This is a genomic window from Streptomyces sp. NPDC049837 (assembly GCF_040674455.1).
Lineage (GTDB): Bacteria > Actinomycetota > Actinomycetes > Streptomycetales > Streptomycetaceae > Streptomyces.
In genome coordinates, this window is sequence record NZ_JBFAMP010000013.1 from 125970 (window position 1) to 152602 (window position 26633).

Genomic DNA, 26633 nt, shown 5'->3' on the forward strand with positions numbered 1-26633 from the left:
GCCGTACGGTCCGTGGCCGCCCTGCTGTCAGCGGGCGCCGGCCGGTGCCCGCAGCCCCTGGCGGTAGGTGCGCATCTTGGCGCGCGTCCCGCACACGGCCATGGAGCACCAGCGGCCGCTGCGGTTGCGGGCGCGGTCGTAGAAAGCCCACTCGCAGCGGTGCTCGTGACAGGCCTTCAGGCGCTGCCAGGTGCCGTCGGTGGCCGCCTCGACGACGATCGCCAGGACCTCGCCGATCATGCCGCGGGTTCCGGTGGCGCCGGGGCGGAGGCGGGGCGTGCCGGTCTCGTCGAAGGCCAGGACCAGCGGGCAGTCGGCGGCGACGCGGGCGACGACGGCGCGGGCCGCCGGGTCGGCTCCGGCGCCGTTGTTCTCCCGCAGCAGGGCGCGCAGCGCCTCGCGCACCTCGACCGCTTCACGCCGGTCGGCCTCGGTGGGGGCCGGGGCGCCGGCGGGGAAGCCCTGCCGCTCCATCCAGCGCGTCAGCCCCCCGACGGACGCGAACTCGTCGGGTCCGAACTCGACATTGACGCTGTTGACGAAGGACTGCACCAGCGCGAGGCGGCCGGGGGCCACCTCCCGGTCGCCCGGCTGCCGTACGGGCCTGTGTTCCGTCATCCCCCAGACCTTACCGGCCAACCACTTTCGCCGGTATCCCCCGCTCCTGTCCCTCCCCCCGTGAAAGGAACGTCATGACCAGCTCCAACAGCGCGACCGGAACACGGCCGCCGCTCCTCCTGCTGTGCGCCGCACAGTTCATGCTCGTACTCGACTTCGCCATCGTGAACGTCGCCCTGGTCCACATGCAGCGCGACCTGGGCTTCACCGCCAGCGGGCTCCAGTGGGTCGTGGGCGCCTACGCGCTGTTCTACGGCGGTTTCCTGCTGCTGGGCGGCCGGGCCGGTGACGTCTTCGGCCGCAAGCGCATGTTCGTGGGCGGCCTCGCGGTGTTCACCCTCGCCTCGCTCGTGGGCGGTATCGCCACCGAGCCGTGGGTCCTCGTCCTGGCCCGCGCGGTCCAGGGCCTGTCGGCGGCCGCCGTCTCCCCGGCGGTCCTGGCGATGATCGGCAGCGGGTTCCCGGAGGGCCCGGAGCGGGTGAAGGCCATGGGCATCTTCGGCGCCGTCTCCTCGGCCGGGTTCACCGGCGGTGTGGTCGCCGGCGGCCTGCTCACCGAGTACCTCACCTGGCGCGCGGTGATGCTGGTCAACGTCCCGGTCGGCATCGTGCTGGTGGCACTGGCCGCCCGAAGGCTGACCGCCGACCACCGCGCCACCGGTTCGGCCCGCCTGGACCTGCCCGGCGCGATCCTGGTCACCTCGGCGATGTGCGCCCTCACCTACGGCCTGACCATGGCCTCCGACCGTGGCTGGGACTCGGCCGTGGTGACGGTGTCGCTGGCGGCGGGCGCGGCCCTGCTGATCGCCTTCCTGGTGGTGCAGACCCGGGTCACCGGGCCGCTGGTGCCGCTGTCCATCTTCCGCAACCGCGCGCTGTCCTCGGGCAACGTGGTCGCGTTCCTGTCCGGCGGCGTGATGTCGGTGTCGACCTTCTTCATCACCATGTACATGCAGCAGGTGCTCGGGTACTCCGCGCTCAAGGCCAGCATGGGCTTCTTCCCGCAGGCCTTCGTGGTCTTCCTGGCCAGCCTCCCGGTCGTCAAGCTCACCCACAAGCTCGGCGCCCGCACCGTGCTGATCATCGGTGGTCTGCTGCTGGCCGTCGGGTCGGCGATGCTGGCCCAGGTGACGGCGGACAGCTCCTACTGGCTCGGCGTGCTGCCCGGCGGGGTGCTGCTGGGCCTCGGCGTGACGGTCATGATGATCGCGACCGCCATCGCCGGCACCAGTGGCGTCAGCGGCCCGCAGATGGGCCTCGCCTCCGGTCTGTTCAACTCCAGCCGCCAGCTCGGTGTCGGGCTCTGCCTCGCGGTGGGCGTGGCCCTGGCCGGTGTGGTGCACGGAACCGTCGCCAAGATCCCGGTCGGCGGCTTCCAGACGGCGTTCTGGTTCACCACCGCCCTGTCCGTGGGCATCACCGCGGTCTCGGTCCTCGGTCTGCGGCGCACCGCCGTGGCCTCGGCCGCGCCCGCCGCCCCGACCGCCACGGCGGCCGCTCCCGGCACGCCGGCCGGGGCCGCCGCCAAGTAGGCCCGCTGGTGACCGACGGCGGCCGGCCCCGTGGCGACGGGGCCGGCCGCCGCGCCGCTTCATGGCCGCGCGGCCGACAACCCGAGGAGAAGAGGAACAAGCGATGACACACGTACTCGTCGCGGGCGGCGGCATCGGCGGGCTCGCCGCCGCGCTGGGCCAGGCCCGGGGCGGACACCGGGTGACGGTCCTGGAGGGCCGGCCGGAGTTCTCGGAGATCGGCGCGGGCATCCAGCTCGCCGCCAACGCCTTCCACGCGCTGGGCGCCCTGGGGGTCCGTGACCGGGTGACCGGGCGGGCCGACTTCATCGACGAACTGCGCTTCATGGACGGCACATCGGGGCAGCGGGTCGCCGCCATGGAGCTGACGGGCGCGTACCGGACCAGGTTCGGCGGCCCGTACGCCGTGGTCCACCGCGGCGATCTGCACCGGGCGCTGCTGGACGGCTGCCGCGAGGCCGGCGTGGAACTGCTGGCCGGTCACCGGGTGACGGGCTACCGGCAGGACGGGGCGCGGGTCACGGCCCTCACCGCCGCCGGGGAGCGGTTCTCCGCCGACGTGCTGGTGGGCGCCGACGGGCTGCGCTCGGCGGTTCGGGCCCGGCTCGTCGGCGACGGCGGCCCCCGGATCTCGGGCCACACCATCTTCCGCTCCGTGATCCCGATGGACGAGGTGCCCCCGGAGCTGCGGTCCAGGAGCGTCACCCTGTGGGCGGGCCCGGGCTGGCACTTCGTGCACTACCCCATCGGCGGCGGGGCGTTCCTCAATCTCGCGGCCACCCGCGACGACGGTGCCCGCGAGGAGATCACGGGAGCACCCGCGAGCCGGTCCCACGTCCTGACCCGGTTCCCCGGCCTGTGCGACGACGCGCGGGAACTGCTGGAACTCGGGCGGGACTGGCGGATCTGGGTGCTGTGCGACCGCGACCCGGTCGACGGCTGGGTGGACGGCCGGGTGGCACTGCTCGGCGACGCCGCGCACCCGATGCTCCAGTACGCCGCCCAGGGCGCCTGCATGGCGCTGGAGGACGCGGTGGTGCTGGCCCGGCTGCTGCGCTGTGAGCCGTACGAGATCCCGGGGCGGTTGGTGGCGTACAACGCCCTGCGGCGCGACCGCACCGCCCGGACCACCCTGACGGCGCGCCGGATGGGCGACGAGCTCTACCACGCGGCCGGTGCGGGCGCGGCGTCGCGCAACGCGATGCTGTCGGGGCTCTCGCCCGAGGAGCTGCGCGAGGCCGTGGCCTGGCTGCACGGCTCCACCTCGTTCACCGAGGCCCCGGAGGCCGTGCTCGTACGGGCCGAGGGGGCATGAGCGATTCCGCCGCCGCACGCTCCGACGACCACCGCCCCCCGCCGGCCGATCCCCCCGGCGAGGGGCGGCGGCCGTGCGCGTCACGTCCCGCCACCGCACCGGCCCCGGTAGCGGTCGGCGAGCTCGGCGCCGATCCGGCCCAGCTCGGCCCGAACGGTGTCCGGTTCCACCACCTCCACCAGCGCGCCCCAGCCGGCCAGATTCCGGGCGAGGTCCAGCGGCGTCGGTGCGGCGAGGCGGACCCGGGCCCGCCCGTCGGCGGCCTCGCCGTCGGAGTGGCAGTGCCGTCCGAACCGGTCGCGCAGGACCGGCACGAACCGCGCCTCGATGAGCACGGTCGCCCAGGTCCGCGACCGCCGCTGCTCCACGTCGCCGACGACCTCCTGCCACGCCGTGGCGAGCGTGAAGTCGTCCGGGCGCTCGGCCGGTTCACCGGTCTCGTCGGCCGCGCCGATCCGGTCCACCCGGAAGGTGCGCCGCCCGCGTGCGGTGCCGGCGATCAGGTACCAGGTGTCGTCCTTGTCGACCAGGCCCCAGGGGTCGACGACCCGTTCGGTCCGCTCCCGGGCGCTGTCGGTGTACACCAGCCGGACCTTGCGCCGGCGGATCACGGCGCCCTGGAGCAGCTCGACCATCGCGGGCCTCGGGCGGTCCCGCTCGCCCCACGGGGTGGGGTCGACCATGGTGGAGTCGGCGGCGGCCACCGCGTCGGCCCGGAAGGTCTGCGGCAGCGCCCGGATCAGTTTGCGCAGCGCCGCCTTGACGTCGCCCGAAACGGCCGCGGCCGGGCCGACCAGCAGGAAGAGCGCCTGTGCCTCGGTGGCCGACAGGCCGCTGAGGTCGGTGCGGGCGCCGCCGACGAGCGACCAGCCACCGCCCCGGCCGGGCTGCGGGTACACCGGGATGCCCGCGGCGGACATCGCCTCCAGGTCGCGACGGGCGGTGGCGACGGACACCTCCAGCTCTCCGGCCAGCTCGGCGGCGGTCACCCGGCCACGGGCCTGCATGAGCAGGAGGGCCGCCACCAGACGGTCAGCGCGCATGCCCCCCACTTTCTCTCGAAAAGTGCTCAGTTGGTGAGCACTTTGGGTCAGAGGATGGTTACGGTCACGGAACGAAGGAAGGAACCACCCATGCTGCGAGGACTCGCCACCGTCAACTTCTTCGCCGACGATGTGGAAGCAGCCAAGAAGTGGTATGCCGAACTGCTGGGCGTCGAGCCGTACTTCGAGAGCCCGGGTGACGGCCAGCCGGCCGCCTACTACGAGTTCAGGATCGGTGACTACCAGACCGAACTGGGCATCATCGACCGGCGTTTCGCCCCGCCGGGCCTGCCCGGTGCCCCCGGGGGCGCGATCGGCCACTGGCACGTCGACGACGTGCGGGCCGCCCTCGACCGGCTGCTCGCCATGGGGGCCACGCCGTACACGCCGCTGACCGAGTACGGTCCCGGGTTCGTCACCGCGTCCGTGACCGACCCCTTCGGCAACGTCCTGGGCGTCATGTACAACGAGCACTACCTGGAGATGCTCGGCGGCTGACCCACGAGCCGCGGCCCCCGCGCGGTGGGCGCGGGGGCCGCGGCGGTCCAGGTGGTGGTCAGGCAGCGGCGGTGGTACGGGCGACCAGTTCGGCCATCTTCACCACCGTCGGCTCGTCGAAGAGGTCGACCAGCTCCAGGTCCACCCCGTGCAGTTCGCGGACCAGTTCCGTCAGCCGGGCCGCCCGCAGCGAGTCGCCGCCCAGGTCGAAGAAGTTGTCGAGCACCCCGACCCCGTCCAGTTCCAGGACCTTGGTCCACAGCCCGTGCAGCGACTCCTCCAGGGCCCCGGACGGAGCCTGGTAGGGGGTGTCGACCTCCGGGCGGGAGCGCGGCGGCTCGGGCAGCGCGGCCCGGTCGATCTTGCCGTTGGTGCTGGTGGGCAGCCCGCCGACGACATAGGCCGCGGGCACCATGAAGGACGGCAGCCGCTGGGCGAGGCCGCGCCGGATGTCCCGCACCGAGGGCGCCGCCCCGGCGCCCGGCTCGATGTAGGCGGTGAGCTGTACGTCGCCCTGCCCGTCCTGCCGGGCGAGCACGGCGGCCTGCCGGACGCCGGGCAGCGTGGTCAGGACGACCTCGATCTCGCCGAGGTGGACGCGGTTGCCGCGCACCTTGACCTGGTTGTCGGTGCGGCCGACGATCTCGATGCTGCCGTCCGGCCAGTACCGGGCGAGGTCGCCGGTGCGGTACATGACGGGGTGCCGGGCCGGGTCGATCGGGTTGGTGATCCACTTCTCGGCGGTGGCCTCCGGGCGGCCCAGGTAACCGGCCGACAGGCTGACTCCGGCGATGCACAGCTCGCCGACCAGCCCCGGCGGCAGCGGGCGGAGGTCCTCGTCCAGGACGTAGCTGGTGACGTTGGTGGTGGGCCGGCCGATCGGCGGCAGCCTGCGGGCCCGCCCCTCCTCGCCGAGTTCCGCCCCCAGTTCGGTGATGTCGCAGGCGGCGACGACGGTCGCCTCGGCGGAGCCGTACAGGTTGATCAGCTTGAACGGCAGCCCGGCCGGCGGCCAGGACTGGATGCGCTCGCCGCAGACCCGGATGTTCTCCAGCGGGGTGTCCTCGGGCCACTCCAGGCGCCACAGCCGCTCGGCCATCGGCTTCATCAGCAGGGTGGTGGTGATGCCCTCGCGCAGGAACCACTCCTGGAGGCGGTACTCGGAGGCGACCACGGACACGTCCGGGATGTGCACGGTGCCGCCGACGGCGAGCACCGGGAAGCACTCGACCTCGATCATCCCGTAGCCGGGGGCCGCCAGCCAGGTGCCCTGGGAGGCGCTGGTCATGCCGCACAGCTCGCTCATGCTGTGGATCAGGTTGCGGGCGGCCCCGAAGCGGACCATGACGGCCTTGGGGGCGCCGGTGGAGCCGGACGTGTAGCAGATGTGGATGGTGTCGTCCGCGCCGACGGGCTCGCTGACCTCGGTGACCGGCTCGGAGCGCCAGTCCTCGGTATCGAGGGCGATGACCTGAGCGGAACCGGCCACCTTCGACTCGTGGGCGGCCAGGGTCAGTACGGCGGCGGCCGAGGCGTCCTCGATCATGAAGCGGATGCGGTCCGCCGGGAAGTCGCTGTCCAGCAGGATCGCGGCACAGGCCAGCTTGAAGCAGGCGAGCTGGGCGATCAGGCTCTCCGCACCGCGCGGGAAGCAGACGCCGACCCGGTCGCCGGGCCGCACGCCGCGGGCGGTCAGCCGGTGGGCGAGCTGGTTGGCCGCCTGGTCCAGCTCGCGGTACGTCAGCCGGGCGCCGGGCAGGATCACGGCCAGCGCGTCGGGGGTGCGCCGGGCGTGCTCCGCGACCCGCTCGTGGAAGAACGGCTCGGGGACCGGTCCGGCGGTGTCGTTCCACTCGACCAGGATGCGGTGGGTCTCCTCCTCGGTGAGGAGCGCGATCTCGCGCACGGTGCCCTCGGGCGCGGCGGCCAGCGCGTCGAGCACCCGCTCCAGGTGGCGGGCGTACTGCTGGGCGGCGTGCTCGTCGAACTCGGCGCTGTCCAGGGTGAGTTCCATCGCCCCCTCGGGCACGGAGACGGCCAGGGTGAGGGCGGCGGGCGCCTCGCCGGCGGGCCGGCCGGTGGTGGTCACCGCCGCGTGCGCAGGACGCCCGGCGGGCGCCCCGGTGCCGGTGGCCCCGGCCCGCGCGGCGGCGTCGAGGAGCTGCGCGGCGGTGGTGTCGCCGGCCACGCGTATCGCGGCGGACTCGAAGGAGCCAGGGCGTCCTTGCCGCGCGATGAGCAGTTCCGTCTCGCCCGTGTAGCGGTGCACGAGCGCGGCCAGCGCGGCCGTCGCGTACTCCTCGGGGCGGGCGGCGGCGGGCGCGGGGACAGCGAGGGCGTGCCGGTGCGGTGCGGCGGTCCGCGCACCGTCGAGGACGCGGGCCAGGGGCAGGGTCGAACTCGTGTTGACTGCCACGGTCTTGTTTTCCTTTCGGGTCGTTCACGAAGTCGTCAGGACGGCGCGGGGGCCGGGGCGGCGCGGGGGCCGCGGGTCAGATCCGGGGCGCCGGACGGGCGGCCGTACGGCGGGCGGCGACGGCGGAGGCGAGTTCCTCGACCATCCGGGCCGTCTCCGGCCAGCCGACGCACGCGTCGGTGACGCTCTGCCCGTAGGTGAGCCGGTCGGTGCGGCCGATCTGGAGGTCCTGGCGGCCCGGGGACAGGAAGCTCTCGATCATGACGCCGGCGACCCCCTGCTCCCCGGTGGCGATCCGCCGCGCGATGTCGCCGATCACCAGGGGCTGCCGCTCGTGGTCCTTGTTGCTGTTGCCGTGGCTGGCGTCGACGATCAGGCGCTGCGGCAGCCCCGCGGCGGCGAGCTGCGCCAGGACCTCGGCGACCGGCTCGGCACCGTAGTTGGGGCCCGTGCTGCCGCCGCGCAGCACCACGTGGCCGTCGGGGTTGCCCTCGGTGCTGACCACGGCCGCCCTGCCGTCGTCGCCGATGCCGGGGTATACGTGGGGGTGCGAGGCGGCGACGATGGCGTCCAGCGCGTCCTCGACGCTGCCGCCGGTGGCGTTCTTGAAGCCGATCGGCATGGCGAGCCCGCTGGTGAACTGGCGGTGCACCTGGCTCTGTACGGTACGGGCGCCGATGCAGCCCCAGGAGACCGCGTCGGCGAGGTAGTGCGGGACCAGCGGGTCGAGGAACTCGCAGGCGACCGGCAGCCCGCCGCCCGCGATCTGGGCCATCAGCCCCCGGGCGAGCCGCAGCCCGCTGGGCAGGTCCTGGGAGCCGTCCAGCCGGGGGTCGCTGAGCAGACCCTTCCAGCCGACCCGGGTACGGGGCTTCTCGACGTACACCCGCATGACCACCAGCAGGCGGTCCTCGAACTCGGCGGCGAGCGCGGAGAGCCGCTCGGCGTAGGTGAGTGCGGCGTCCGGGTCGTGGACGGAGCAGGGGCCCGCGATGACGACCAGGCGGTCGTCCTGGCCGGCGAGCACGCGGGCGATCTCCCGCCGGGCTCTCTGGGTGGTCTTGCGGGCGAGTGGCGGTAGCGGGATCTCCTCGCGCAGCTCGGCGGGGGCGGGCAGCCGGGTGGCGGCCGGGGCGCCGGGGAACGTGGTGGCGGTGAGGGCGGCCGGGGTGTGGAAGAGGCTCATGTGAGTACGTCCCTTTCCGGGGCGGATGCGGGCAGGAGGGGTGGGGCCTGGGAGATCAGATGCCGTCGGCGGTGAGGACGGCGGCGGAGAAGGTGAAGCCCATGCCGGTGCCGAGCACGAGGACGCGGTCCCCGGGGCTCAGCAGGTCATTGCGAAGCAGGTGGTCCAGGCCGTAGAGCTGGTCGCAGGGGCCGAGGTGACCGATGGTCAGCCCCAGCTCGTGCAGGGAGTGGCGCGGGGCGATGTCCAGGTGGCGTACGAAGCTCTCGCGGTGCAGGGTCCGGCCGACGAAGGGGGTCACGAACCAGTCGATGCCGTCCGGGGCCACGTCCGCCTCGGCCAGGGCGCGGCCGACGACGCTGCGGGTGCGCTCGACCGACCTGGTCTGCACGTCCCGCAGCGACACCTCGCCGGTGGCGAGGAACTCGCGGGTCCGGCGCCGCATGTCCGGCTGCTCCCCGGGCGCGGTACGGAAGGGCTCGGCGCCCCGGGACAGGCCCTCCAGGACCGTGTCGGTCTCGCTGACCAGCGAGCGGAGCCGGAGCCGCCCCGTGTCACGGGTGACCACGGCGGCCGCGGCGCCGTCCCCGAAGACCATGCCGGGCGAGGTGTACCAGCGGTCGCTGGGCGGCGCGAAGCGGTCGGCGAGGGTGATCAGCGCGGAGGGCACGTCGGGGCGGGCGATCAGGGTGGAGGCGGCGACGTCGAGCGAGGCGAGGGAGCCGTTGGACCAGGCGGCGACGGTCATCGGCATGCTGTTGAGGCGGGGGCCGAGCAGTTCGCGGGCGATCCAGCAGGCGGCGGGCCACATGTCGATGCCCTGGAAGTGGCCGTGACTGTGCAGGACCAGGGAGTCGGGGTCGACCCGCGCGCCCTTGTCGCCGGCCTCCTTCACGGCCTGCCGGCCCGCGGTGACCGCCATCTCCGGAGGCGCCTCGGCCGAGCGGGAGTAACTGATCATCCCGGTGCTCGCGGCGGCCTCGGCCGAGTACGAGCCGTCGGCCACCGCCTCGGTCACCGGCACGGTTTCGCCGAGGACACCTCCGGTGCCGGCGATCCAGATGTTGTCGAAGCGCATCGGACATGTCCTTTCGTGGGGAGGGGGCGTTGGGAGGGGCGGGGATGGTACGGACCCCGGGGCGGGGGTGGTTCGGACCCGAACTCCCGTTACCGGTAATGACGTTATGCAGGTATCACCATGGGGACAACGGCCTGCCCATAAGGCCCCCTTACCTCTCCGAGCAGCTCGCCGATGAGGTCCGCGAGCAGCTCCCCGCCACGTCGGGTGAGCACCGAGGCGGGGTGGAACTGCACCGAGGCGAACCCCGGCCCCCGCAGGGCGTGCACCTCTCCGCTCTCCTCGCGGAAGACCCGCACCTGGCCCGGGCGGGCCGGGCAGTCGATCAGATCGCTCGGGGCGTGCGCGGCGAAGGTGTTGTAGAAGCCGACCGGTTCCCTCCGGCCGAAGCAGTCGATGTGGCGCTGGAGACCCTGGGTGGGCATCGGATGCCGCACGAGCGGGAGCCCCAGCAGGGTGCTCAGCACCTGGTGGCCCAGGCAGACGGAGAGGAACGGCACGCCCCGGTCGAGGAGTTCCCCGGTCAGCCGCCGAAGCCTGGCGATCTTGGGGTCGGCCACGTCCCTCGGGTCCCCGGGCCCGGGGCCGACGATGACCAGGTCGTGCGCGGCCGGTTGGACGTCCTCGTCGAAACGCCGCACCACGACCCGCAGCCCCTGCGCCTCCAGCAGGTGGCGGGCCATCGCGGTGAAGGTGTCCTCCGCGTCGATCACCAGCACCCGCCGGCCGGCCAGCGCGGGCACCGGACGGGCCCGGTCCCCGGGCGGCCGGAACCAGAAGCCGGCCAGCGGCCGGTTGCGCGCGGCCAGCGTCCGCAGCACCTCCGGGTGCGTCGCGAGCGCGGCCGCCGGCGCCGGCCCCGCCGTGGCGCCCACGGGGGAACGCAGCGCCTCGATGAGCCCGGCGGCCTTGGCCCGGGTCTCCGCCGCCTCGCCGGCCGGGTCGGAGTCGCGCACCAGGGTCGCGCCCACCGGGATGCGGAGCTGACCCGCCGCGTCGATCTCCGCCGTACGGATGAGGATCGCCGAGTCCATGCTGCGGGCCCCGTCCTCGTCCCGGCCGATCAGCGCCGCCACTCCGGCGTAGTAGCCACGGCCCTCGGGCTCATGACGGCTGATCACCTCGCAGGCGCTCTCCAGCGGCCCGCCGGTGACGGTAGGGGCGAACAGGGTCTCCCGGAGGATGTCGCGTACGTCCAGGGAGCTGTGGCCCTCGATGAGGTACTCGGTGTGGGCGAGCCGGGCCATCTGCTTGAGGGCGGGCCCGGTGACCCGGCCGCCCAGGTCACAGACGCGGCCCATCATCTTGAGTTCCTCGTCGAGCACCATGTACAGCTCGTTGGCCTCCTTGGGGTCGGCGAGGAAGTCGAGCACGCCCGCCAGCTCGGGGCCGTCCGCCGGGTAGCGGTAGGTGCCGCTGATCGGATTCATCACCACCTGTCCGGCGTCCAGGCTGATGTGGCGCTCCGGGGACGCCCCGACGAAGGTGCGGTCCCCGGTGTGGATGACGAACGTCCAGTAGCCGCCGGGGTCGCGGCCCGCCAGGCGGCGGAAGAACGACAGCGCGGTGCGGGCCGACCAGTCGTCGATGCGCGCGGTGAAGGAGCGCTTGATGACGAAGTTGGCCCCGGCGCCCCGGCCGATCTCCTCGGTGAGCACCCGGCGCACCCGGGCCGCGTACTCGGCGTCGTCGGCGTCGAAGCGGCCCTCCTCCATGCCGATCGGTACGTCGGGCAGCGCGGCCAGCACCTCGTCGAGCTCCAGCACCGCCTGGTCCTCGACCGCCATCGTGAGCAGCGGCGCCCCGTCGTCGGGGCAGGCGAAGCCCCGTTCGCGGATCTGCCGGTAGGGCAGCAGGGCGAGGACCTCGTGCCGGGCGCCGCCGCCCGCCGGCTCCGGCGCGGGCGGCAGCGGGATGTCGGCGATCAGCTCCCGCTCGGTGGTCCGGCCGGTGATCAGGTCGATCCGGTCAGGGCCGGTGGCCCCGGGCCGGTGGAGCAGGGCGAACGGTGGCGGATCGGCGCCCAGCACCCGGTACAGCAGCGGATGCACGCTCATCGCGGTGCTCATCGCGACGCACCTCCGTCCAGCGCGGCGAGGACCGCCCGGGTGGACAGGGTGACCGAGCAGCGGGAGGAGACGTACTCCAGCGTCTCCCGGTGGCGGTCGGCGGAGAAGTCGGCGACCGCGTCGCCCACCACGAAGGTCTGGATGTCGTGCGAGAAGCCCTCGTGGGCGGTCATCAGGATGCCGACGTGGGCGTAAACGCCGCAGATGACGAGCTGGTCGCGGCCGGTGCGGCGCAGCAGGGCGAGCAGGTCGGTACGGCAGAAGGCGCTGGGCCGCCACTTGGTGAACACCCGGTCCCCGGGGGCCGGCGCGATGCGCTCCGGGATGGCGCGGTGGTCGGGGTCGGCGCTCATCCCGGCGCCCCAGAAGTCCTTGAGCAGTCCGCGCTGTTCGTCCGTCATGCCTCCGGGCTGGGCGGTGTAGACGACCGGCGCCCCGGCGGCGGCGAAGGCGCGGCGCAGCGCCTCGGTGTTGTCCAGCAGGTCGGTCAGCGGCTGGCGGCCGTCGTCCGGGCCGCCGTGCCCGAAGGGGCTCAGGAAGTATTTCTGAAGGTCGTGCACGAGCAGCACGGCACGGTCGGGGTCGACCGCCCAGGGAGCGGTGTTGCGCGGCAGCTCGTGCTCGGCCGGCATGGGATACGAGTCGATCAGCGGGATCGCCATGGTGGCTCCAGGAAAATGAGAACGTGAAGTAAGGGGTTCAGACGCCGAGCGCGGCGCCGCCGTCGACCGTCAGGCCGTGCAGGGTGATGTGCGCGGCCCGGTCGGAGAGCAGGAAGAGCACCGCGTGCGCGATGTCCTCGGGCTGGGCGAGGCGGCGGAGCGGAATCCCGACGCGGTAGGTGGCGGGCGAGCCCTCGACGGAGGGCCGGGTGGCGTCGCCGTCCGCGTACATCGAGGTGAGCATCGGCGTCTCGGTGGAGCCGGGGGCGACCACGTTGCAGCGGATGCCGTACCGGGCGAGTTCGAGCCCGAGGGTCTTGGTGAAGCTGGTGGCCGCCGCCTTCGAGGCCGCGTAGGCCGCCATGTTCCAGCGCGGGATGCCGGCCGCGTTCGAGGCGACCGTGACGATCGCCCCGGACCTGCGCGGCACCATCCGGTTGGCGACCGCCCGGCTGACGTGGAAGACACCGGTGGCGTTGACCGCGAAGGTGGTGTCCCAGTCCTCGTCGCTGAAGTCCGCGACCTCGCCGGTACGCAGCACACCGGCGGCGTTCACCAGGTGGTCCAGGGGCCCCAGTTCACTCTCCGCGCGGTCGACGGCGGCGTCCACCTCGGCGCTGGAGCGCACGTCCACGTCCAGCGCCAGGACGGCCGCGCCCTCCGTCCGCAGCTCCTTCGTCAGCGGTTCCAGGGCGGCCGGGTCGGCGTCGAGCAGCGCCACGCGGGCGCCCTCCGCGGCCAGGGCGCGGGCGACCGCCGCGCCGATCCCGCCCGCAGCCCCGGTGACCAGGGCCGTCTTGGTGTTCATCGCCGTTCCTTCCGGTCGGTGGGGAGGGGTGCCAGGCCCGCCCCGGCCAGCCGGCGGGCCGCGAGCGTCTCGGTGCGCTGCCGCAGCCGGGCGGCGACCGCGTCCGCGTCCACCCCGAGGCAGCGCACCGTGAAGGAGCTGAGCGCCTCCAGGTAGTCGGCCTCCAGGGCGTCCTCGTCGAGACCGGTGGACCGGCCGTCCTCGATCAGGACGCGGCCCGCGACGACCACGGTGTCCACGTCCATGGAGCCGCCCAGGGACAGGAAGCCCTCCAGCGGGCGGGGGTTGAGCAGGTAGCGCCAGTCGTCGGTGCTGACCAGCAGCAGGTCGGCCTGCTTGCCGGGTTCGAGGCTGCCGATCCGGTCGGCCTGGCGGAGCCCTCGGGCGGGCAGCCGGGTCGCCATCGCGAGCGCGTCGGTGGGGAGCACCTCGGTGGGGTCGGCGTACATCTCGTTGTAGATCTGCCAGGCCGTCCGCATCGCCTCGGCCATCCCGCCCAGCGGCATGGCCGCGCCGTCGGTGGACAGCGAGACGTCGAGCCCGGCCCGCCGGAACTCCGGGAACGCCCGGGTCTCGGTGAGCGAGGCCTCCCCGGCCTGGCCGTACTTGGCCGGCGAGTGGCTGATGTGGGCGCCCGCGCCGATCAGCAGCGCCCGCTCGCCCGCGTCGGCGAACGCGCAGTGCACCGCCATGAACCGGTCGGACAGCAGCCCGAGGTCGGCGAACCGGCGCACCGGGGTGGACCCGTGGTAGGCGAGCATCACGTCGGCCTCGTTGCGCAGCGCCCCGACGTGAGCGGCGAAGGGCACGTCGAAGCGGGCGACCAGCTCGGCGAAGCCCGCGCCCAGTTCGTCGGTCATGTTGGTGCCGTAGACGGCGGTCGGCCAGGCCCGGACGAGCCCGGAGGGGTCGGACTCGCAGTCGGTCAGGAGCTTCTCGATGCGCTGGAGCTCGCCGTCGGCGTCGCGGGTGCGGCGGAACCGGGAGTCCCCCGGGGCGCACACCGCGTCGGACGCCCAGGTGCTCACGGTGATCCGCATCCCGAGGTCGCGGGCGGCGCGGGCGAGCGCCTCCGGCTTGTTGAGCGAGCCGACGTCGCCCAGGGCGGTGACGCCGGAGCGGAGCTGGGTCCACATCGAGTAGCGGGCGATGGCGAGCGCCTCGTCGGGGGTGAGCCGGTCGACCTGGCCGTGGAAGGAGTCGAAGATGACGGAGATCTGCGGGACGTCGCCGCCGAGCGCCATGAACACCGGCTTGTCGTCGCGGTCGGAGGCGTCGCGCAGCGCGCCCTTGAAGGGGAAGCGCATCGCGAACATCTCGTGCCAGTGCGGGTTGACGAAGCCGGGCAGGACCATCCGGCCCCGGGCGTCGATCGTCCGCAGCCCGGCGCGGTGTTCGGGCCGGATGGCGGCCTCCACCTCCGCGACCGTGCCGACGGCGACCACCACGCCGTCATCGGCGAGGACGGCGCCGTCGGGCACGACGCGGTCGGTGTGGTCCGCCGGGTAGAGGCAGCCGCCCTTGACCAGCAGGGCGTTCATCACGCCACCTCCGTGGTCCGGGCGTGCCAGGCGGCGGTGAGGTGGCGGTGCCAGTCGTCGAGCGTGGGCGCGGCGGCGAGTTCGGCGAACTCGGCGGGCAGGCCCTGCCTGCGCCAGCGGGTCACCAGGCGCATCATCTCCAGTGAGCCGAGCCCGAGGTGGACGAGGTGGGCGTCACCGGGTATCGCGCCGGGCGGTGTGCCGAGCACGGTGGCCACTTCCTGCCGGAGTTCCTCGGCGGACAGCGGCGTCGTACGAGGTGCGGTACGGGAACCGGATATACCGGCCATGGCGGATCACCCCTTCTGTGGGTACGGGACGGGCGTGGACGTGCCGGGCGCCGACGGGACCCCGGCCGGTGCGGCCGCGGCCTGTGCGGTCGCGGCCTGTGCGGTCGCGGCCGGTGCGGCGGGCCGCGGGAGCCAGTCGCGCGGCAGCGCGGGATCGGCGGCGGCGGTGGTGAGGACCTTCTTGTCGACCTTTCCGAGCGGGGTCAGCGGCAGGGCCGGGACGTATTCGGCGCGGTCCGGCAGCTTGTAGTCGGCGAGCCCGCGCGCGTGCAGCGCGGCCTTGAGTTCGGCGAGCACCGGGGGCGCGTCGTCGCGGGCGACGAGGAAGGCGTAGATCCGCTCGCCGAGGAACTCGTCGGGCACGGGCACCACGGCCGCCGCGGCGACGCCCGGGCAGGTGACCAGGTGCGCCTCCACCTCACCGGCCGCGATCTTGTCGCCGCCCCGGATGACGACGTCCTTGAGCCGCCCCTGGACGATCAGGCGGCCCTCCGGGGTGAGACTGGCGAGGTCGCCCGTGCGGTAGAAGCCGTCGTCGGTGAACGCCCTGGCGTTGTGCTCGGGGGCGCGGTAGTAGCCGCGCAGGGTGTACGGCCCCCGGGTGAGCAGCTCTCCGGTGGCCCCGGCCGGCAGCTCCGCCCCGCGCTCGTCGACGATCTTCACCTCGTCGGCCGGGGACACGGGCCGCCCCTGGGTGTGCAGGACGGAGTGCGGGTCGTCGTCCGGCCGGGACATCGTCAGGAGCCCCTCCGCCATGCCGAACACCTGCTGGAGCCGGCAGCCCAGCTCGGGGGTGATGCGGGCGGCGAGCTCCGGTTCGAGCCGGGCGCCGCCGATCTGGAGCACCTCCAGGCTGGACAGGTCCGCGTCGGACCACTCGCGCTCGTCCAGCCAGAGCCTGGCCACGGTCGGCACCACGGACGTCAGCGTGACCCGCTCCCGCTCGATCAGCCGGAAGCAGTCGTCGGCCGTGGGGTCCGGGGCGAGCACCACGGTGCCGCCGGACGACAGCGTGCCGATCACGCCGGGGCAGCCCCAGGTGAAGTTGAACTCCACCGGCAGCGCCGCCAGGTAGACGTCGCCGGGCGTCAGACCGGCGAGGGCGGCCACCGTACGGGTCTGGTACGCGTAGTCGTCATGGGTGCGCGGGATGAGCTTGGGCAGCGCGGTCGTCCCCCCGGAGAGCAGGAAGAACGCCACGTCGGAGGGGTCGTTGGGAGGAAGCGGAACCGGGTCGGCGTCGAGCGAGTCCAGCGGTACGACGCCGGGCGCGCCGGCGGCGTCGCCCTGCACGAAGATCCGCCGCAGCGCGGGCAGTTCGGCCGCCAGCTCCAGGGCGAGCGCGGTGTGGTCGAAGCCCCGGAAGACGCCGGGGACGACGTAGCCGGAGGCCCCGGACAGCTCGATCAGGTGCCGGATCTCGTTCCTCCGGTGCGAGGCGAGCGAGAACACCGGCTTGGCACCGGCCCGGAACAGGGCGAACGCCACCTCCACGAACTCGGGCACGTTGGGGAGCTGGAGGACGATCCGGTCCCCCCGCGCGACGCCCTGCCGGACGAACCCGGCGGCCAGCCGGTCCACCCGGTCGGCGAGTTCGGTGAAGCCGATCCGGCGCTCACCGGCGACCAGCGCGGTGGCGTCGCCGTACCGGCCGGCCCAGGCACGGGGCAGCGACCCGAGGTCGGTGCCGTTCCACAGCCCCTCCCGCCGGTAGCGCTCGGCCGTGGCGGCCGGCCAGGGGGTGCATCCTTCGAGCATCACAGGTCTTCCTCCTGTCGTGCGGTGCCGGGCAGATAGGGCGCGGTGATCTCCACGACCGCGCAGGCGACCTCCATGCCGGGGCCGGCGGCGAGCAGCAGCACGTGGTCCCCGGGGGCGACCTCGCCCCTGGTCCACAGGCGTTCGAGCCCGATGAACGGGTCGGCGGCGCCGACGTGCCCGACGTGGCGGGTGAACTCCCAGGTGCCGTCGGCGGCTTCGACGTCCAGCGGATCGAGGTAGATGGTGTGCAGGGCGCCGTCGGCGTACCCGGTGTGGCAGATCCTGGCCACCTTCTCCAGGCCGGTCCCCGCCTCGTCGAGGGCGCGCCCGACGGCTTGGGCGACCACGTCGCCGAGGTGCGTCTTCGGCGGCGCCGCCCCCTGGGCCCACTGGCGGCGCCAGTGGTCGCTGCGCTCCTCGAAGTTGAGGGAGCGGCCGACGGTGATGCCGGGCGGGAAGAGCTGCTCCCCGCCCCGGTGCAGCTCCTCCATCGAGGGGGCGGACACCGCGCCCACCGACAGCAGGCGGGCGAAGCCCTCGCGCCGGGACAGCACGGCTGCCGCGCCGCCGTCGCCGAGGAGGAACAGCCGGGAGGAGCGCCAGCGGTCCACCAGGGGGGCGGAGAAGTTGTCGGCCGCGGTGATCAGTACGGCGTCCTCGCCGCCGTCGGAGGAGAGCCGGTGCGCGGCCATCTCCAGGGCGGTCAGCATCCCGAGGCAGCCGGGGCCGACCTGGGCGGCGCCGATGGGCCGGTCCAGGGTGCGGTGGAGGACGTAGTGCGGTGCGGACCAGCCGTCGGGGCCCTGGTGGTAGGTGGCGCAGTGCAGCAGGGCGCCGTAGTCCTCCCGGGCGAGCCCGGTGCGGCCGGCTCTGCGGAGGGCGGTGCCGGCGGCGCGTACCGCCATGTCGGGGGCCGGGAGCTCCCCGGCGACCCGCACGGCCAGCATCCCGGACGCCGTGCGGTCGGCCTCCTCGTACCAGCCGCGGGCCACCGCGTCGGCGGTGCTCACCTCCCCGGGCAGCCAGCTCCCGATGCCCGCGAGGTGGAGAGCGGCGGTCACCCTCATCGGGCACCGCCCGCCCCGGCCGGCACCAGGAACCGGGCGACGCTGTCGAGCTTCTCGCAGGTCTCCTCGAACTCGCGCTCCGGCGTGGAGTGCCCGACGATGCCCGCGCCGGCCCGCAGCCAGGTGCGCCCGTCCCTGCGGTAGGCGCTGCGCAGCACCAGAGCCGCGTCCATGGCTCCGGTGTGGTCGACGGTCAGGACGGCGCCGCTGTACAGGCCGCGGGGCTCCGGCTCGTGGCGGCGTATGGAGTCGTACGCGGCCGCCTTGGGCACCCCGGAGGCGGTGACGGCGGGGAAGACCGCCCCGAAGGCGTCCCACGCCTCCCGGCCGGGCGCGAGCCGGCCGGCGACCCGGGAGGCGAGGTGCTGGACGCTGCCGCGCTCGCGGATCGCCATGAACTCCGGGACCTCGACGGAGCCTTCGACGCAGACGTCGTGCAGCTCGTCGGCGCCGACCTTGACGGAGATGGCGTGCTCGTAGACCTCCTTGGGGGAGCCGAACAGGTCGGCCCGCAGGCTCTGGTCGACGACCGCGTCCCCGGTGAGGGCGCGGGTGCCGGCCAGCGGCTGGCTGACGACCCTGCCGTCGGCGGTGACCTGGACGACGATCTCGGGGCTGAATCCGATGGCCTCGGTGCCGCCCAGGTTGAGCATGAAGGAGCGGGCCGGGTTGTTGCCCCGGCGCCCGGCCACGTAGGTGCGGGTCAGGTCGACCTCGCCGTCGACCTCGACGACCCGGGACAGGATCACCTTGTGCAGTTCGCCCGCGTTGATCTCGTCGACGGCGAGCCGCACCGCCTCCCGGTACCGGTCGCCGCCGGTGGCGTGCACGTCCAGCGGCCGGGGCTGCCCGGCGGGGGCCGGGGAGGCGCTGGCGACGGTGGCGAGCAGGGCGTCGAGGGCGGCCTGGTCGGCGGCGCGCAGCAGGGCGTGCCCGGCCTCGAAGCGGACCTCGGCGCGGGGCACGACGAGGTGCATCAGGCGGCCGGGGCCGATGCCGTCCAGGTTGCCGTCCTTGGCGTACGACAGCTCGAAGGCGGCCCAGCCGTAGGCCCGCCAGTACGGCACGGCGACGGTGTCGAGCAGCTCGGACACCAGGTGCAGCGGCTGGTCGCTCCAGGGGCGGAAGGCGTCCGGGACGTCCTCCTGCGTCAGCCGGGCGCCGGTGCGGTCCAGCGTCAGCTCGGCACGCACGCCACCCGCGTAGGACCAGTCGCCGCCGTTCTCGTAGATGACGTACGACTCGTGCAGACCGGAGTCCGCGAGGCGGGCGGCGACCGCCAGCGGGTCCTCGGTGAGCTGGAGCTGGGTCTCGAAGTAGTGGCGCGAGGCGAGGGGGCTCATCGGAAGGTTCCTCCTTGGTAGCGGTTACCTTCAAAAACGATACGGAGGTAACAGCCCCTGCCCCAGCGCCCGTTGATTAGCCCCCGTGATGGGAACGCGAACCTGTGGCGTTATCGCGCCTCATATGCCGGGCGGCGGATATCGATTGCCTGTACGGAAAGGATGTCGGCAGGACCGGTACTCGCGCGTTCGGAGGGGGACGGGTGCGTGGAGAGCGAGCGGAGCGACCACAACGACCTGAGCGGTACGGTCCACGGCCCCGCCGTGCAGGCCGGCGCCGTGTACGGGGGGATACACATCCGCTCCGGCGACGGGGACGCGGCGGCGCGGCAGCCCTGGCAGTTGCCGCCGTCGGTGCGGATCACCGACCGGGCAGCGGAGCAGGAGGCCCTGGAGCGGCACCGGGCGCGGACCGAGCGGGAGGGGCACCCGACGCTGGTGGCGGTCAGCGGGCTGGGCGGGGTGGGCAAGACCGCCGTCGCGCTGGCCTGGCTGCACTCCTTACGGACCCGCTTCCCCGGCGGCCAGTTGTACGCCGACCTGGGCGCCCGGTCCCCCGGCGGGCCGGTCAGCCCGGGCGAGGTGCTGAGCCGGTTCCTTCGGGCGCTCGGGGTGCCCGCCGCCCAGGTGCCGGCGGCGATGGCCGAACGCGCGGCGCTGTACCGGTCCTTGACCGCCGGCCGGCCGTTGGTGGTCCTCCTCGACGACGCCGCCACCGCCGCCCAGGTGCGGCCCCTGCTGCCGGGCGGGCGGAGCGTGACGGCGGTGACCAGCCGCTGGCGGATGCCGGGGCTGACCGTCGACGGCTGCTACGCGCTGCATCTGGAGCCGCTCACCCCGGACGCGGCGGTCGAGCTGCTGGCGGCCGTGCTCGCCGACGACCGGGTGGCCGCCCAGCCCGAGGAGGCCCGGGCCCTGGTCGAGCTGTGCGCCGGGCTGCCGCTGGCGGTACGGGTCGCCGGGGCGCGGCTGGCGTCCCGGCCGAGGCGCCGGCTCACCACGATGGTGCGCGCGCTGAGCGAGGAACACGACCGGCTGGAGGCGTTGGCCATCGAGGGCGACCACAACGTGGGGGCGGCGCTGGACCTGTCGTACCAGGGCCTCCCGGCCGGGGCCGCCCGGCTGTACCGGCTGCTGGGCCTGCACCCCGGGCGGGAGTTCGGCGCCGCCGCGGCCTCGGCGGCGCTCGGGACGGACGCCACCGAGCTGCTGGAGACGCTGCACGACGCGAACCTGCTCATCGAAACGGGCGACGAGCGGTACCGCTTCCACGACCTCGTACGGCTGCACGCCGCCGCCAAGGCGGAGGACGACGAACCCGCGCCGGACCGGGCCGCGGCGCTGCGCCGCGTCGCCGACCACTACCTGGCCTCCGCCACCCGCGCCGAGGAGCTGGTCGACCCCGCGCACCGGACGCTGCGCCGGGACCACGACCCCCGGGTGGTGACGGCCGGCTTCCCGCGGAGCCCGGAGGCCGCGCTGGACTGGCTGGAGCGGGAGCTGCCCAATCTGATGGCGGTGATCCACCGCGCCCGCCCGGACGGCTTCCCGGAGGTGGCCTGGCAGCTCGCCGACGCCCTGTGGCCGCTGTTCCTGCGGCGCAAGTTCTACGAGCAGTGGCGGGCGGCCCACCGCGAAGGGCTCGTGGCGGCCGAGCAGTTGGGCGACACGGAAGCCGCCTGCCGGATGCTCACCTCCGGCGGGGTGGGCGAACTGGGCCTGGGCGCCCACGAGCGGGCCCTGGAGATGTTCGAGCGGGCGGCGGAGCTGTTCCGGGCCCATGGCGACGCGCTCGGTCACGCCCGCACGCTCAACTACCGGGGCCTCGCCCACCAGAGGCTCGGCCGGCCCGACCTGGCGGCGGAGCTGTACGCGCGGGCGGCCGAGGAGCTGCCGGCGTGCGGCGACCACCGGGCGGGTGCGCTGGCCAGGCTGAACCTCGCCGATGTCGCCCTCGCCCGGGGCCTGCCCGGCGAGGCGGCCGCCGACGCCGAGGCGGCGCACCGGGCGCTGCGGGAGGCGGGCGACCCGTACAACGCCGCCCGCGCGGCCACACTGCTGGGCCGGGCGCTCCTCGGCCAGGGGCGGCTCGACGAGGCCGAGCGCCGGCTGTCCTGGGCGCTGACCACCCTGCGCGGCATGGCCGCCGGTTACGAGACGGCCCGCGCCCTGGAGGGCCTGGCCCGGCTCGCCGAGCGGCGCGGGCAGCCGGACCGGGCCCTGGAGCACTACCGCGAGGCCCTCGGTCTGTACGCGGCGGCGGGCCGCGCGGATTCCGACGGCGCGCGGGCGGTACGGGACCGGATCGACACGCTCGCCCAGCCGGCGAGCCGTCCACCGGAGTGATCGCACAGCGTCTCGACGGGCAGCCCGGCCACCAGCCAGGCATGGGCCAGCGACGCCCACACCTCCCCCGCCCGCAGCCGCAGTACGCACCCACCGGCGCCGCCCAGCCACATCCAGCAGTACGTGCCTCGCTGCACGGCCGCCACCAGGGCGCCCGGGTGCCGGTTGGCCAGTTCGCCCGCCGTGCGGGGCCCGTCGCCGACCGCGTAGAGGTCACCCGCCGCGTACAGCACGTCGGCGAGGGAGGGCCACGGGTCGGGGGCGGGCAGCCGGACCCGCAGGTGCTCGTCCACCACCAGGCGCCCGGAGTGCGGGTGCAGCAGCGCGACCCGGGTCCGCCGGCCGGGGCCCGTCATGGCGTCACGCTCCCCGGCTCGTCGTAGGGCAGCGTCTCCGGCAGCCGCGCCGGCTCGGTCGTCGGCCTCGGGGACGGCGCCCGAAGGCGCAGTTGCCGGTAGATCAGGGCGCGCATCTTGTGGGCGAACCGCCCCGGCTCGGAGGTGATCCGTGCCGCGACCCGCTCGTAGTGCTGCGGGCGGTAGGTGGCGGAGCTGCGCGCGAGCTGCCGCAGCAGGGGCCGGTCGCCGCGCAGCCGGTGCGCGAACGACCGCAGATCGGCCAGGGGCGAGCCCGGGTCCACCTCCGGCTCCCGGGTGTCGGCCATCAGCACGGGCGCGCCGGTCATCACCCCGTACAGGGACACGGAGCCGTGGTCGCCCACGATGTAGTCGGCGGCCACCAGCGCCCCCGTCCAGTCGCTGTACTGGCTGATCAGCGTGAGCCCGGAGCGCCCGAGCCCGGCCAGCCAGCTCCGGATCTGCCATTCGCCGTGGGCGTTCCACACGTGCGGGTGCAGCAGCGCGGCCACTCGGTACTCGTCCCGGGGCAGCTCGGTGACCAACCGCTCCAGTAGCTCCCAGCCGCGCCCCAGCAGGGAGTCGGGGCCCCAGGTGGAGCAGACGAGGACCAGCCGCTGCCGTGCCCGGGTGCGCAGCGCCTCCCGGTACAGCGCCCGGGAGGGCAGGCTCGCCCGGATGCGGTCGAAGCAGGGGTCGCCGACGACCTCGGCGGCGGGCAGCGCCTCGGGGCACTCCCGGCCGAGGCGGGCCAGCTCCTCCTGGTGGGCGAGCACGATCACCTCGGGCACCACCGTGCCGTCCCGGATCAGCCGCTGCCGGCTGAGCCCGTACACCCCCCGCTCCGCCACCGCCCGGCCGCGCCGCCCGGCCGGGGTGAGCTTGTTGTGCCCGGCACCGTGCGGCAGCACGATGACGGGGGCGTGCAGTTCGTGCAGGCTGCCGTGGCTCGCGGCCAGCGCGAGGTCGAACTCGGTCTGCACGGCCTGGCTCCACGGCAGGACCAGCCCTTTGAGCTTCTCCAGGAAGTCGGCCACCCCGTGGCTGAACACATCGGGTGCGGAGGTGAAGAACACCTGCACCCTGGAGTCGCCCTCCAGCAGGCGCACCGCTTCCAGCAACCGCTGTCCCGCGGTCACCGTGTGCACCACCGCGAGGACCCTCCTGCGGATCTGTCGGGTGGCCCAGCGCTCGACGTCCAGACGCACCGGCACGTGCCGCCAGTGCGGTTCCGGCACTGTCACGCTCATCGAAATCGATCCCCCGGTCTTCCCCCTCGGACGGACCGGCAGCCCGGCCCGTCGGCGACCGGCCGCGACGGTTCGCGGCCACTTGCGCTCTGCCCGGCCGGGTGGATGGACGACTTGCAGAAATCCTGCACTCCGCGTGGGCGGGACGGGGGCGCCGCCGTGCGCCGGTCGCGCTTCCGTGCGCCTCTGGCCATCGCCTTCGCGGCGCGGGAAACAGTAAGTTGAGTGCCGTACGAAAGTACGAGCGCTGCCGGATGCGGTGAAAGAAGCACACCCGTCGGGGGCGATGGTGGAACTTCTTGCTCTGGGACCCCTTGAGCTGTGGGAGAACCAGCGGCAGCACGAGCTGGGTTCCGTGAAGGAGCGCTGCGTGCTGGCCGTGCTGGTGCACGCCCGGGGCGAGCCGGTGGCGGCGGGCACGCTGATGGAGCGGCTGTGGGACGGTGACCCGCCCCGGACGGCCCTGGACACCCTGCACAGCTACCTGTCCCGGCTCCGGGGGCGGTTACGCCGGTCGGTCGGCGACCTGGCGAAGCTGGAGCGGCCCTCCTCCCGCCTGTACCAACTGCGCGTCGCCGACCCGGAGGACGTGGACCTGCTGCGCTTCCAGCGGCTGCGCAGCGACGCCGCGGCGGCCGCCGCCCGGGGGGAGCGGGACCTCGCGATCGGCCTGCTGCACGCGGCCGAAGCCCTGTGGCGGGGCGAGCCGTTGACCGAGTTCACCGGCACGTGGGCGGCTTCGGCGCGGGCCCGGCTGGTCGAGGACCACCGTCGCGTACGGGAGGAACGGATCCGGCTGGAACTGGAGTCGGGGCGGCACGCGGACCTGCTCGGGGAGTTGCACGAGCTGGCCTCGCAGAACCCGCTCGCACAGCAGGTGATCGCCTCGCTGATGCTGGCGCTCTACCGCAGCGGGCGGCACGACGAGGCGCTCGCGGTCTACCGGACCACCCACCGGCGCCTCCTGGAGGACCAGGGCATCGAGCCCGGGGCCGAGCTGCGCGAGCTCCAGCGCCGCATCCTCGGCCAGGACCGCACCCTCTTGCAGACCCCGGACCTCGGGGCCACCGCCCTCGCTCCGCCGCCCGCTCCCGGCCCGTGCGACAACCTGCCCCGCGACACCCCCGACTTCACCGGCCGCACCGCCGAACTGCGCATCCTTCTCACCGACCCCGCGGCCCAGGGCACAGGAGACACCGCCACCGCCCTGCCCGTCACCGTGGTGCACGGCATGCCCGGCGTCGGCAAGACCGCCCTCGCCGTGCACGCCGCGCACCGGCTGCGCGCCGCCTACCCCGACGGCCAGTTCTACGTGGACCTGCACGCCTACAGCGGCCGGCCGGCCTTCGAGCCCGCCGAGGCGCTGGCGGTCCTGCTGCACGCCGCCGGGGTGCCGGAGCCGCTGCCCGCCTCCCTCGACGAGCGGGCGGCGCGGTGGCGGCAGTGGACCGCCCGCCACCGGGTGCTGCTGGTGCTGGACAACGCCCGGGACGCCGACCAGGTGCGGCCGCTGCTGCCGGGCGCGGCCTCCTGCCGGGCCATCGTGACGAGCCGGAACCGGCTCACCGGCCTGGCCGGCGCCACCTCGCTGTTCGTGGACGTGCTGTCCGGGGCGGAGGCGGCGGTGCTGTTCACCCGGATCGCCGGGGCCGCCCGGCTGGTCGGCGACGTCCCGGCCCTGGGGCGGGTCGTGGACGCGTGCGGCTGCCATCCGCTGGCCGTGCAGTTGCTCGCCGGCCACTTCCGGCACCGCGACTCCTGGGACCTGCGCCACCTGCTGGACCGGCTCGCGCAGGCCGCCGACCCGCTGGACGAGCTGGACGACGCGGTCGCCTCGGCGTTCCGGCTCTCGTACGCGGCCCTCAGCGCCCCGGCGCAGAAGCTGTTCCGCCTCCTGGCGCTGCACAGCGGCCCCGACATCACCCTCCGCGCGGCCACCGCGCTCGCCGGCGGCGCCCCGCGCGTACGGGGGAGCCTGGAGGAGCTGCTCGACTGCCACCTCCTCGAAGAGCCGGTCCGCGACCGCTACCGGCTCCACGACCTGGCCCGTGCCTTCGGCCTCCAGACCGGCGCGCGAACCGATCCGGACACCGCCCGCCGGGCCGCCGTCGAACGGCTCCTCGGCTACTACCTGACCGCCGCCCACCGCGCCGACCGGCTGGCCCACCCGCACCGCCGCGCCCTGCCCCTGGCCGGCCACCCGGCCCTCCGGTCCCCCGCCGCACCGCACTTCGCCGACGCGGACGAGGCGTCGGTGTGGCTGACCGTGGAACGCGCCAACCTGCTGGCCGTGGCCCGTACCGCGGCCGTCGAAGCCCCCGCCCACGCCGCGCTGTTCCCGCACGTCCTGGCCACCTCGCTGAAGCAGTGGGGTACGTGGGACATCGCGGCCGAGCTGTACGCGGCGGCCGTGCCCGCCCTCCGCGCGCACGGCGACCGGGCGGTCCTCGCCATGACGCTGACCGAGCGGGCGGACGTCCTGGCCCAGAAGGGCCACGCCGAGGCGCTGCGCTGTGCCGCCGAGGCCCTGTCCCTCTACCAGGAGCTCCACGACACCGTGGGCTGCGCGGACGCCCTCCACCAGGCGGGCCGCGCCCACTTGGCGGCGGGCGACGGCGGCAGCGCCATGGGGCTGCTGGACCGGTCGCTGGCGCTGTACCGGCAGGCCGGGGACCGGCACGGCGAGGCACGCTGCCTCAACGTGCAGGGCGCGGCGCTGTATTACGCGGGGCGCTACGGCGAGGCGCTGCGCGCGTTCCGCGAGATCCTCGCCCTCAACGAGGAGCTGGGCGAGCTGCTCGGCCAGGCCATGGCGCTGAACAACATGGGCGAACTGCACTGCCTCCAGGGCCGGTACGAGGAGGCCCGCACGTACTACGAACGCTCACTCGCCCTGGTACGGAGGTGCGGCGGCCGACAGGAACTGGCCATTCTGGACACCAACCTGGGCGGCGTCCACCAGGCGACCGGGCAGACGGAGAAGGCCCTCGCCTGCTACCGCCGGGCGCTCGACAGCCACCGCGCCGGCGGCGACTCGCTCGGCGAGGCGAACGTCCTGATCAGCATGGGCACGGCGTACGCGGAGACCGGGCGCCGCGGCGAGGCCCTGCTCCACTTCAACCTGGCCGAGCGGGTCGCCGACGGCATCGGCAACGCCTACGAGCGGCAGCGTGCCCTGATCGGCGTCGCCGACGTCCAGCGTGAGTCGGGGCGCCTCGGGGCCGCGATGAAGGTCTACGAACAGGCGCTGGAGGTCGCCCGGGAGATCGGGTTCCCCCTCGGCTCCGCGCGTGCGCTGGCGGGCCTGGCCCGCACCGCGCTGTCCTCGCACAGCATCGAGCCGGCCCGCACCTACGGACGGCAGGCGGTCGCCCTCTATCGGAGTCTCGAAGCCGACTCGGAGGCCGAGACCCTCCGCCGTCTCCTCCTTGACCACGGGGTGACCGGCTCCTGA

The 26633-nt window shown here is 74.4% G+C and carries 20 protein-coding genes; 5 read left to right on the forward strand and 15 right to left on the reverse strand.

The window, feature by feature from the left end; all coding sequences use genetic code 11:
* Nucleotides 1-27: 27 nt before the first annotated feature.
* On the reverse strand, nucleotides 28-618 hold the full coding sequence (locus AB0J57_RS29480; RefSeq protein ID WP_366131380.1) for a CGNR zinc finger domain-containing protein: 591 nt from the start codon (nucleotides 616-618) through the stop codon (nucleotides 28-30).
* A 74-nt stretch (nucleotides 619-692) separates the two neighbouring features.
* On the opposite strand from AB0J57_RS29480, the gene AB0J57_RS29485 reads away from it, so the two are divergent.
* Together AB0J57_RS29485 and AB0J57_RS29490 are read left to right on the forward strand one after the other, a co-directional pair.
* The gene (locus tag AB0J57_RS29485) at nucleotides 693-2150 is read left to right on the forward strand and encodes an MFS transporter (protein ID WP_366131381.1); all 1458 of its coding nucleotides are present in this window, start codon (nucleotides 693-695) and stop codon (nucleotides 2148-2150) included.
* A 103-nt stretch (nucleotides 2151-2253) separates the two neighbouring features.
* Nucleotides 2254-3465 (forward strand): FAD-dependent oxidoreductase, encoded by a 1212-nt coding sequence (locus AB0J57_RS29490; protein ID WP_366131382.1) that lies wholly within the window; start codon nucleotides 2254-2256, stop codon nucleotides 3463-3465.
* An 80-nt stretch (nucleotides 3466-3545) separates the two neighbouring features.
* Here the strand turns inward: AB0J57_RS29490 and AB0J57_RS29495 are convergent, their stop codons facing one another.
* A complete protein-coding gene (locus tag AB0J57_RS29495; RefSeq protein ID WP_366131383.1) occupies nucleotides 3546-4508 on the reverse strand; it encodes a YafY family protein in 963 nt (320 codons plus the stop codon).
* Between the two features lie 90 nt (nucleotides 4509-4598).
* On the opposite strand from AB0J57_RS29495, the gene AB0J57_RS29500 reads away from it, so the two are divergent.
* Nucleotides 4599-5006, forward strand: coding sequence for a VOC family protein (locus AB0J57_RS29500; protein ID WP_366131384.1), 408 nt, complete (start codon nucleotides 4599-4601; stop codon nucleotides 5004-5006).
* A gap of 58 nt (nucleotides 5007-5064) precedes the next feature.
* Here the strand turns inward: AB0J57_RS29500 and AB0J57_RS29505 are convergent, their stop codons facing one another.
* From AB0J57_RS29505 to AB0J57_RS29555, 11 genes are all read right to left on the reverse strand, one after another.
* Nucleotides 5065-7422 (reverse strand): non-ribosomal peptide synthetase, encoded by a 2358-nt coding sequence (locus tag AB0J57_RS29505; protein ID WP_366131385.1) that lies wholly within the window; start codon nucleotides 7420-7422, stop codon nucleotides 5065-5067.
* A gap of 76 nt (nucleotides 7423-7498) precedes the next feature.
* Complete coding sequence (locus tag AB0J57_RS29510) at nucleotides 7499-8608, reverse strand: 3-deoxy-7-phosphoheptulonate synthase (RefSeq protein ID WP_366131386.1); 1110 nt, start codon at nucleotides 8606-8608, stop codon at nucleotides 7499-7501.
* A 55-nt stretch (nucleotides 8609-8663) separates the two neighbouring features.
* Nucleotides 8664-9686: a ketoacyl-ACP synthase III family protein gene (locus tag AB0J57_RS29515; RefSeq protein ID WP_366131387.1), complete on the reverse strand. Its 1023-nt coding sequence runs from the start codon at nucleotides 9684-9686 to the stop codon at nucleotides 8664-8666.
* 104 nt (nucleotides 9687-9790) lie between these two features.
* Nucleotides 9791-11743, reverse strand: coding sequence for an anthranilate synthase family protein (locus tag AB0J57_RS29520; protein ID WP_366131471.1), 1953 nt, complete (start codon nucleotides 11741-11743; stop codon nucleotides 9791-9793).
* 8 nt (nucleotides 11744-11751) lie between these two features.
* Entirely contained in the window at nucleotides 11752-12417 is a 666-nt protein-coding gene (locus AB0J57_RS29525) for an isochorismatase family protein (protein ID WP_366131388.1), read from the reverse strand.
* Between the two features lie 37 nt (nucleotides 12418-12454).
* Nucleotides 12455-13225 carry a 2,3-dihydro-2,3-dihydroxybenzoate dehydrogenase gene (locus AB0J57_RS29530; RefSeq protein ID WP_366131389.1) on the reverse strand — a complete coding sequence of 257 codons (771 nt, stop codon included), beginning with the start codon at nucleotides 13223-13225 and terminating at the stop codon, nucleotides 12455-12457.
* Nucleotides 13222-14766 (reverse strand): amidohydrolase family protein, encoded by a 1545-nt coding sequence (locus AB0J57_RS29535; RefSeq protein WP_366131390.1) that lies wholly within the window; start codon nucleotides 14764-14766, stop codon nucleotides 13222-13224. The genes AB0J57_RS29530 and AB0J57_RS29535 overlap by 4 nt, the downstream gene beginning before the upstream one ends.
* Nucleotides 14766-15056, reverse strand: a complete 291-nt coding sequence (locus AB0J57_RS29540; protein ID WP_366131391.1) for a phosphopantetheine-binding protein — start codon at nucleotides 15054-15056, stop codon at nucleotides 14766-14768. Before AB0J57_RS29540 ends, AB0J57_RS29535 begins: the two co-directional genes overlap by 1 nt.
* A 6-nt stretch (nucleotides 15057-15062) precedes the next feature.
* Nucleotides 15063-16814 (reverse strand): AMP-binding protein, encoded by a 1752-nt coding sequence (locus tag AB0J57_RS29545; RefSeq protein ID WP_366131393.1) that lies wholly within the window; start codon nucleotides 16812-16814, stop codon nucleotides 15063-15065.
* Complete coding sequence (locus AB0J57_RS29550; RefSeq protein WP_366131394.1) at nucleotides 16814-17884, reverse strand: ketoacyl-ACP synthase III family protein; 1071 nt, start codon at nucleotides 17882-17884, stop codon at nucleotides 16814-16816. The genes AB0J57_RS29545 and AB0J57_RS29550 overlap by 1 nt, the downstream gene beginning before the upstream one ends.
* The gene (locus AB0J57_RS29555; protein WP_366131395.1) at nucleotides 17881-19227 is read right to left on the reverse strand and encodes a salicylate synthase; all 1347 of its coding nucleotides are present in this window, start codon (nucleotides 19225-19227) and stop codon (nucleotides 17881-17883) included. Before AB0J57_RS29555 ends, AB0J57_RS29550 begins: the two co-directional genes overlap by 4 nt.
* Nucleotides 19228-19434: 207 nt before the next feature.
* Between AB0J57_RS29555 and AB0J57_RS29560 the strand changes: the two genes are divergently transcribed.
* Nucleotides 19435-21573 carry an NB-ARC domain-containing protein gene (locus tag AB0J57_RS29560; protein WP_366131396.1) on the forward strand — a complete coding sequence of 713 codons (2139 nt, stop codon included), beginning with the start codon at nucleotides 19435-19437 and terminating at the stop codon, nucleotides 21571-21573.
* Here AB0J57_RS29560 and AB0J57_RS29565 read toward each other — a convergent pair.
* Nucleotides 21456-21929 carry a transcriptional regulator gene (locus tag AB0J57_RS29565; RefSeq protein ID WP_366131397.1) on the reverse strand — a complete coding sequence of 158 codons (474 nt, stop codon included), beginning with the start codon at nucleotides 21927-21929 and terminating at the stop codon, nucleotides 21456-21458. The two genes, AB0J57_RS29560 and AB0J57_RS29565, sit on opposite strands and share 118 nt — an antisense overlap.
* Nucleotides 21926-23179 carry a hypothetical protein gene (locus AB0J57_RS29570; RefSeq protein ID WP_366131398.1) on the reverse strand — a complete coding sequence of 418 codons (1254 nt, stop codon included), beginning with the start codon at nucleotides 23177-23179 and terminating at the stop codon, nucleotides 21926-21928. Before AB0J57_RS29570 ends, AB0J57_RS29565 begins: the two co-directional genes overlap by 4 nt.
* Before the next feature lie 286 nt (nucleotides 23180-23465).
* On the opposite strand from AB0J57_RS29570, the gene AB0J57_RS29575 reads away from it, so the two are divergent.
* Complete coding sequence (locus tag AB0J57_RS29575) at nucleotides 23466-26633, forward strand: tetratricopeptide repeat protein (protein WP_366131399.1); 3168 nt, start codon at nucleotides 23466-23468, stop codon at nucleotides 26631-26633.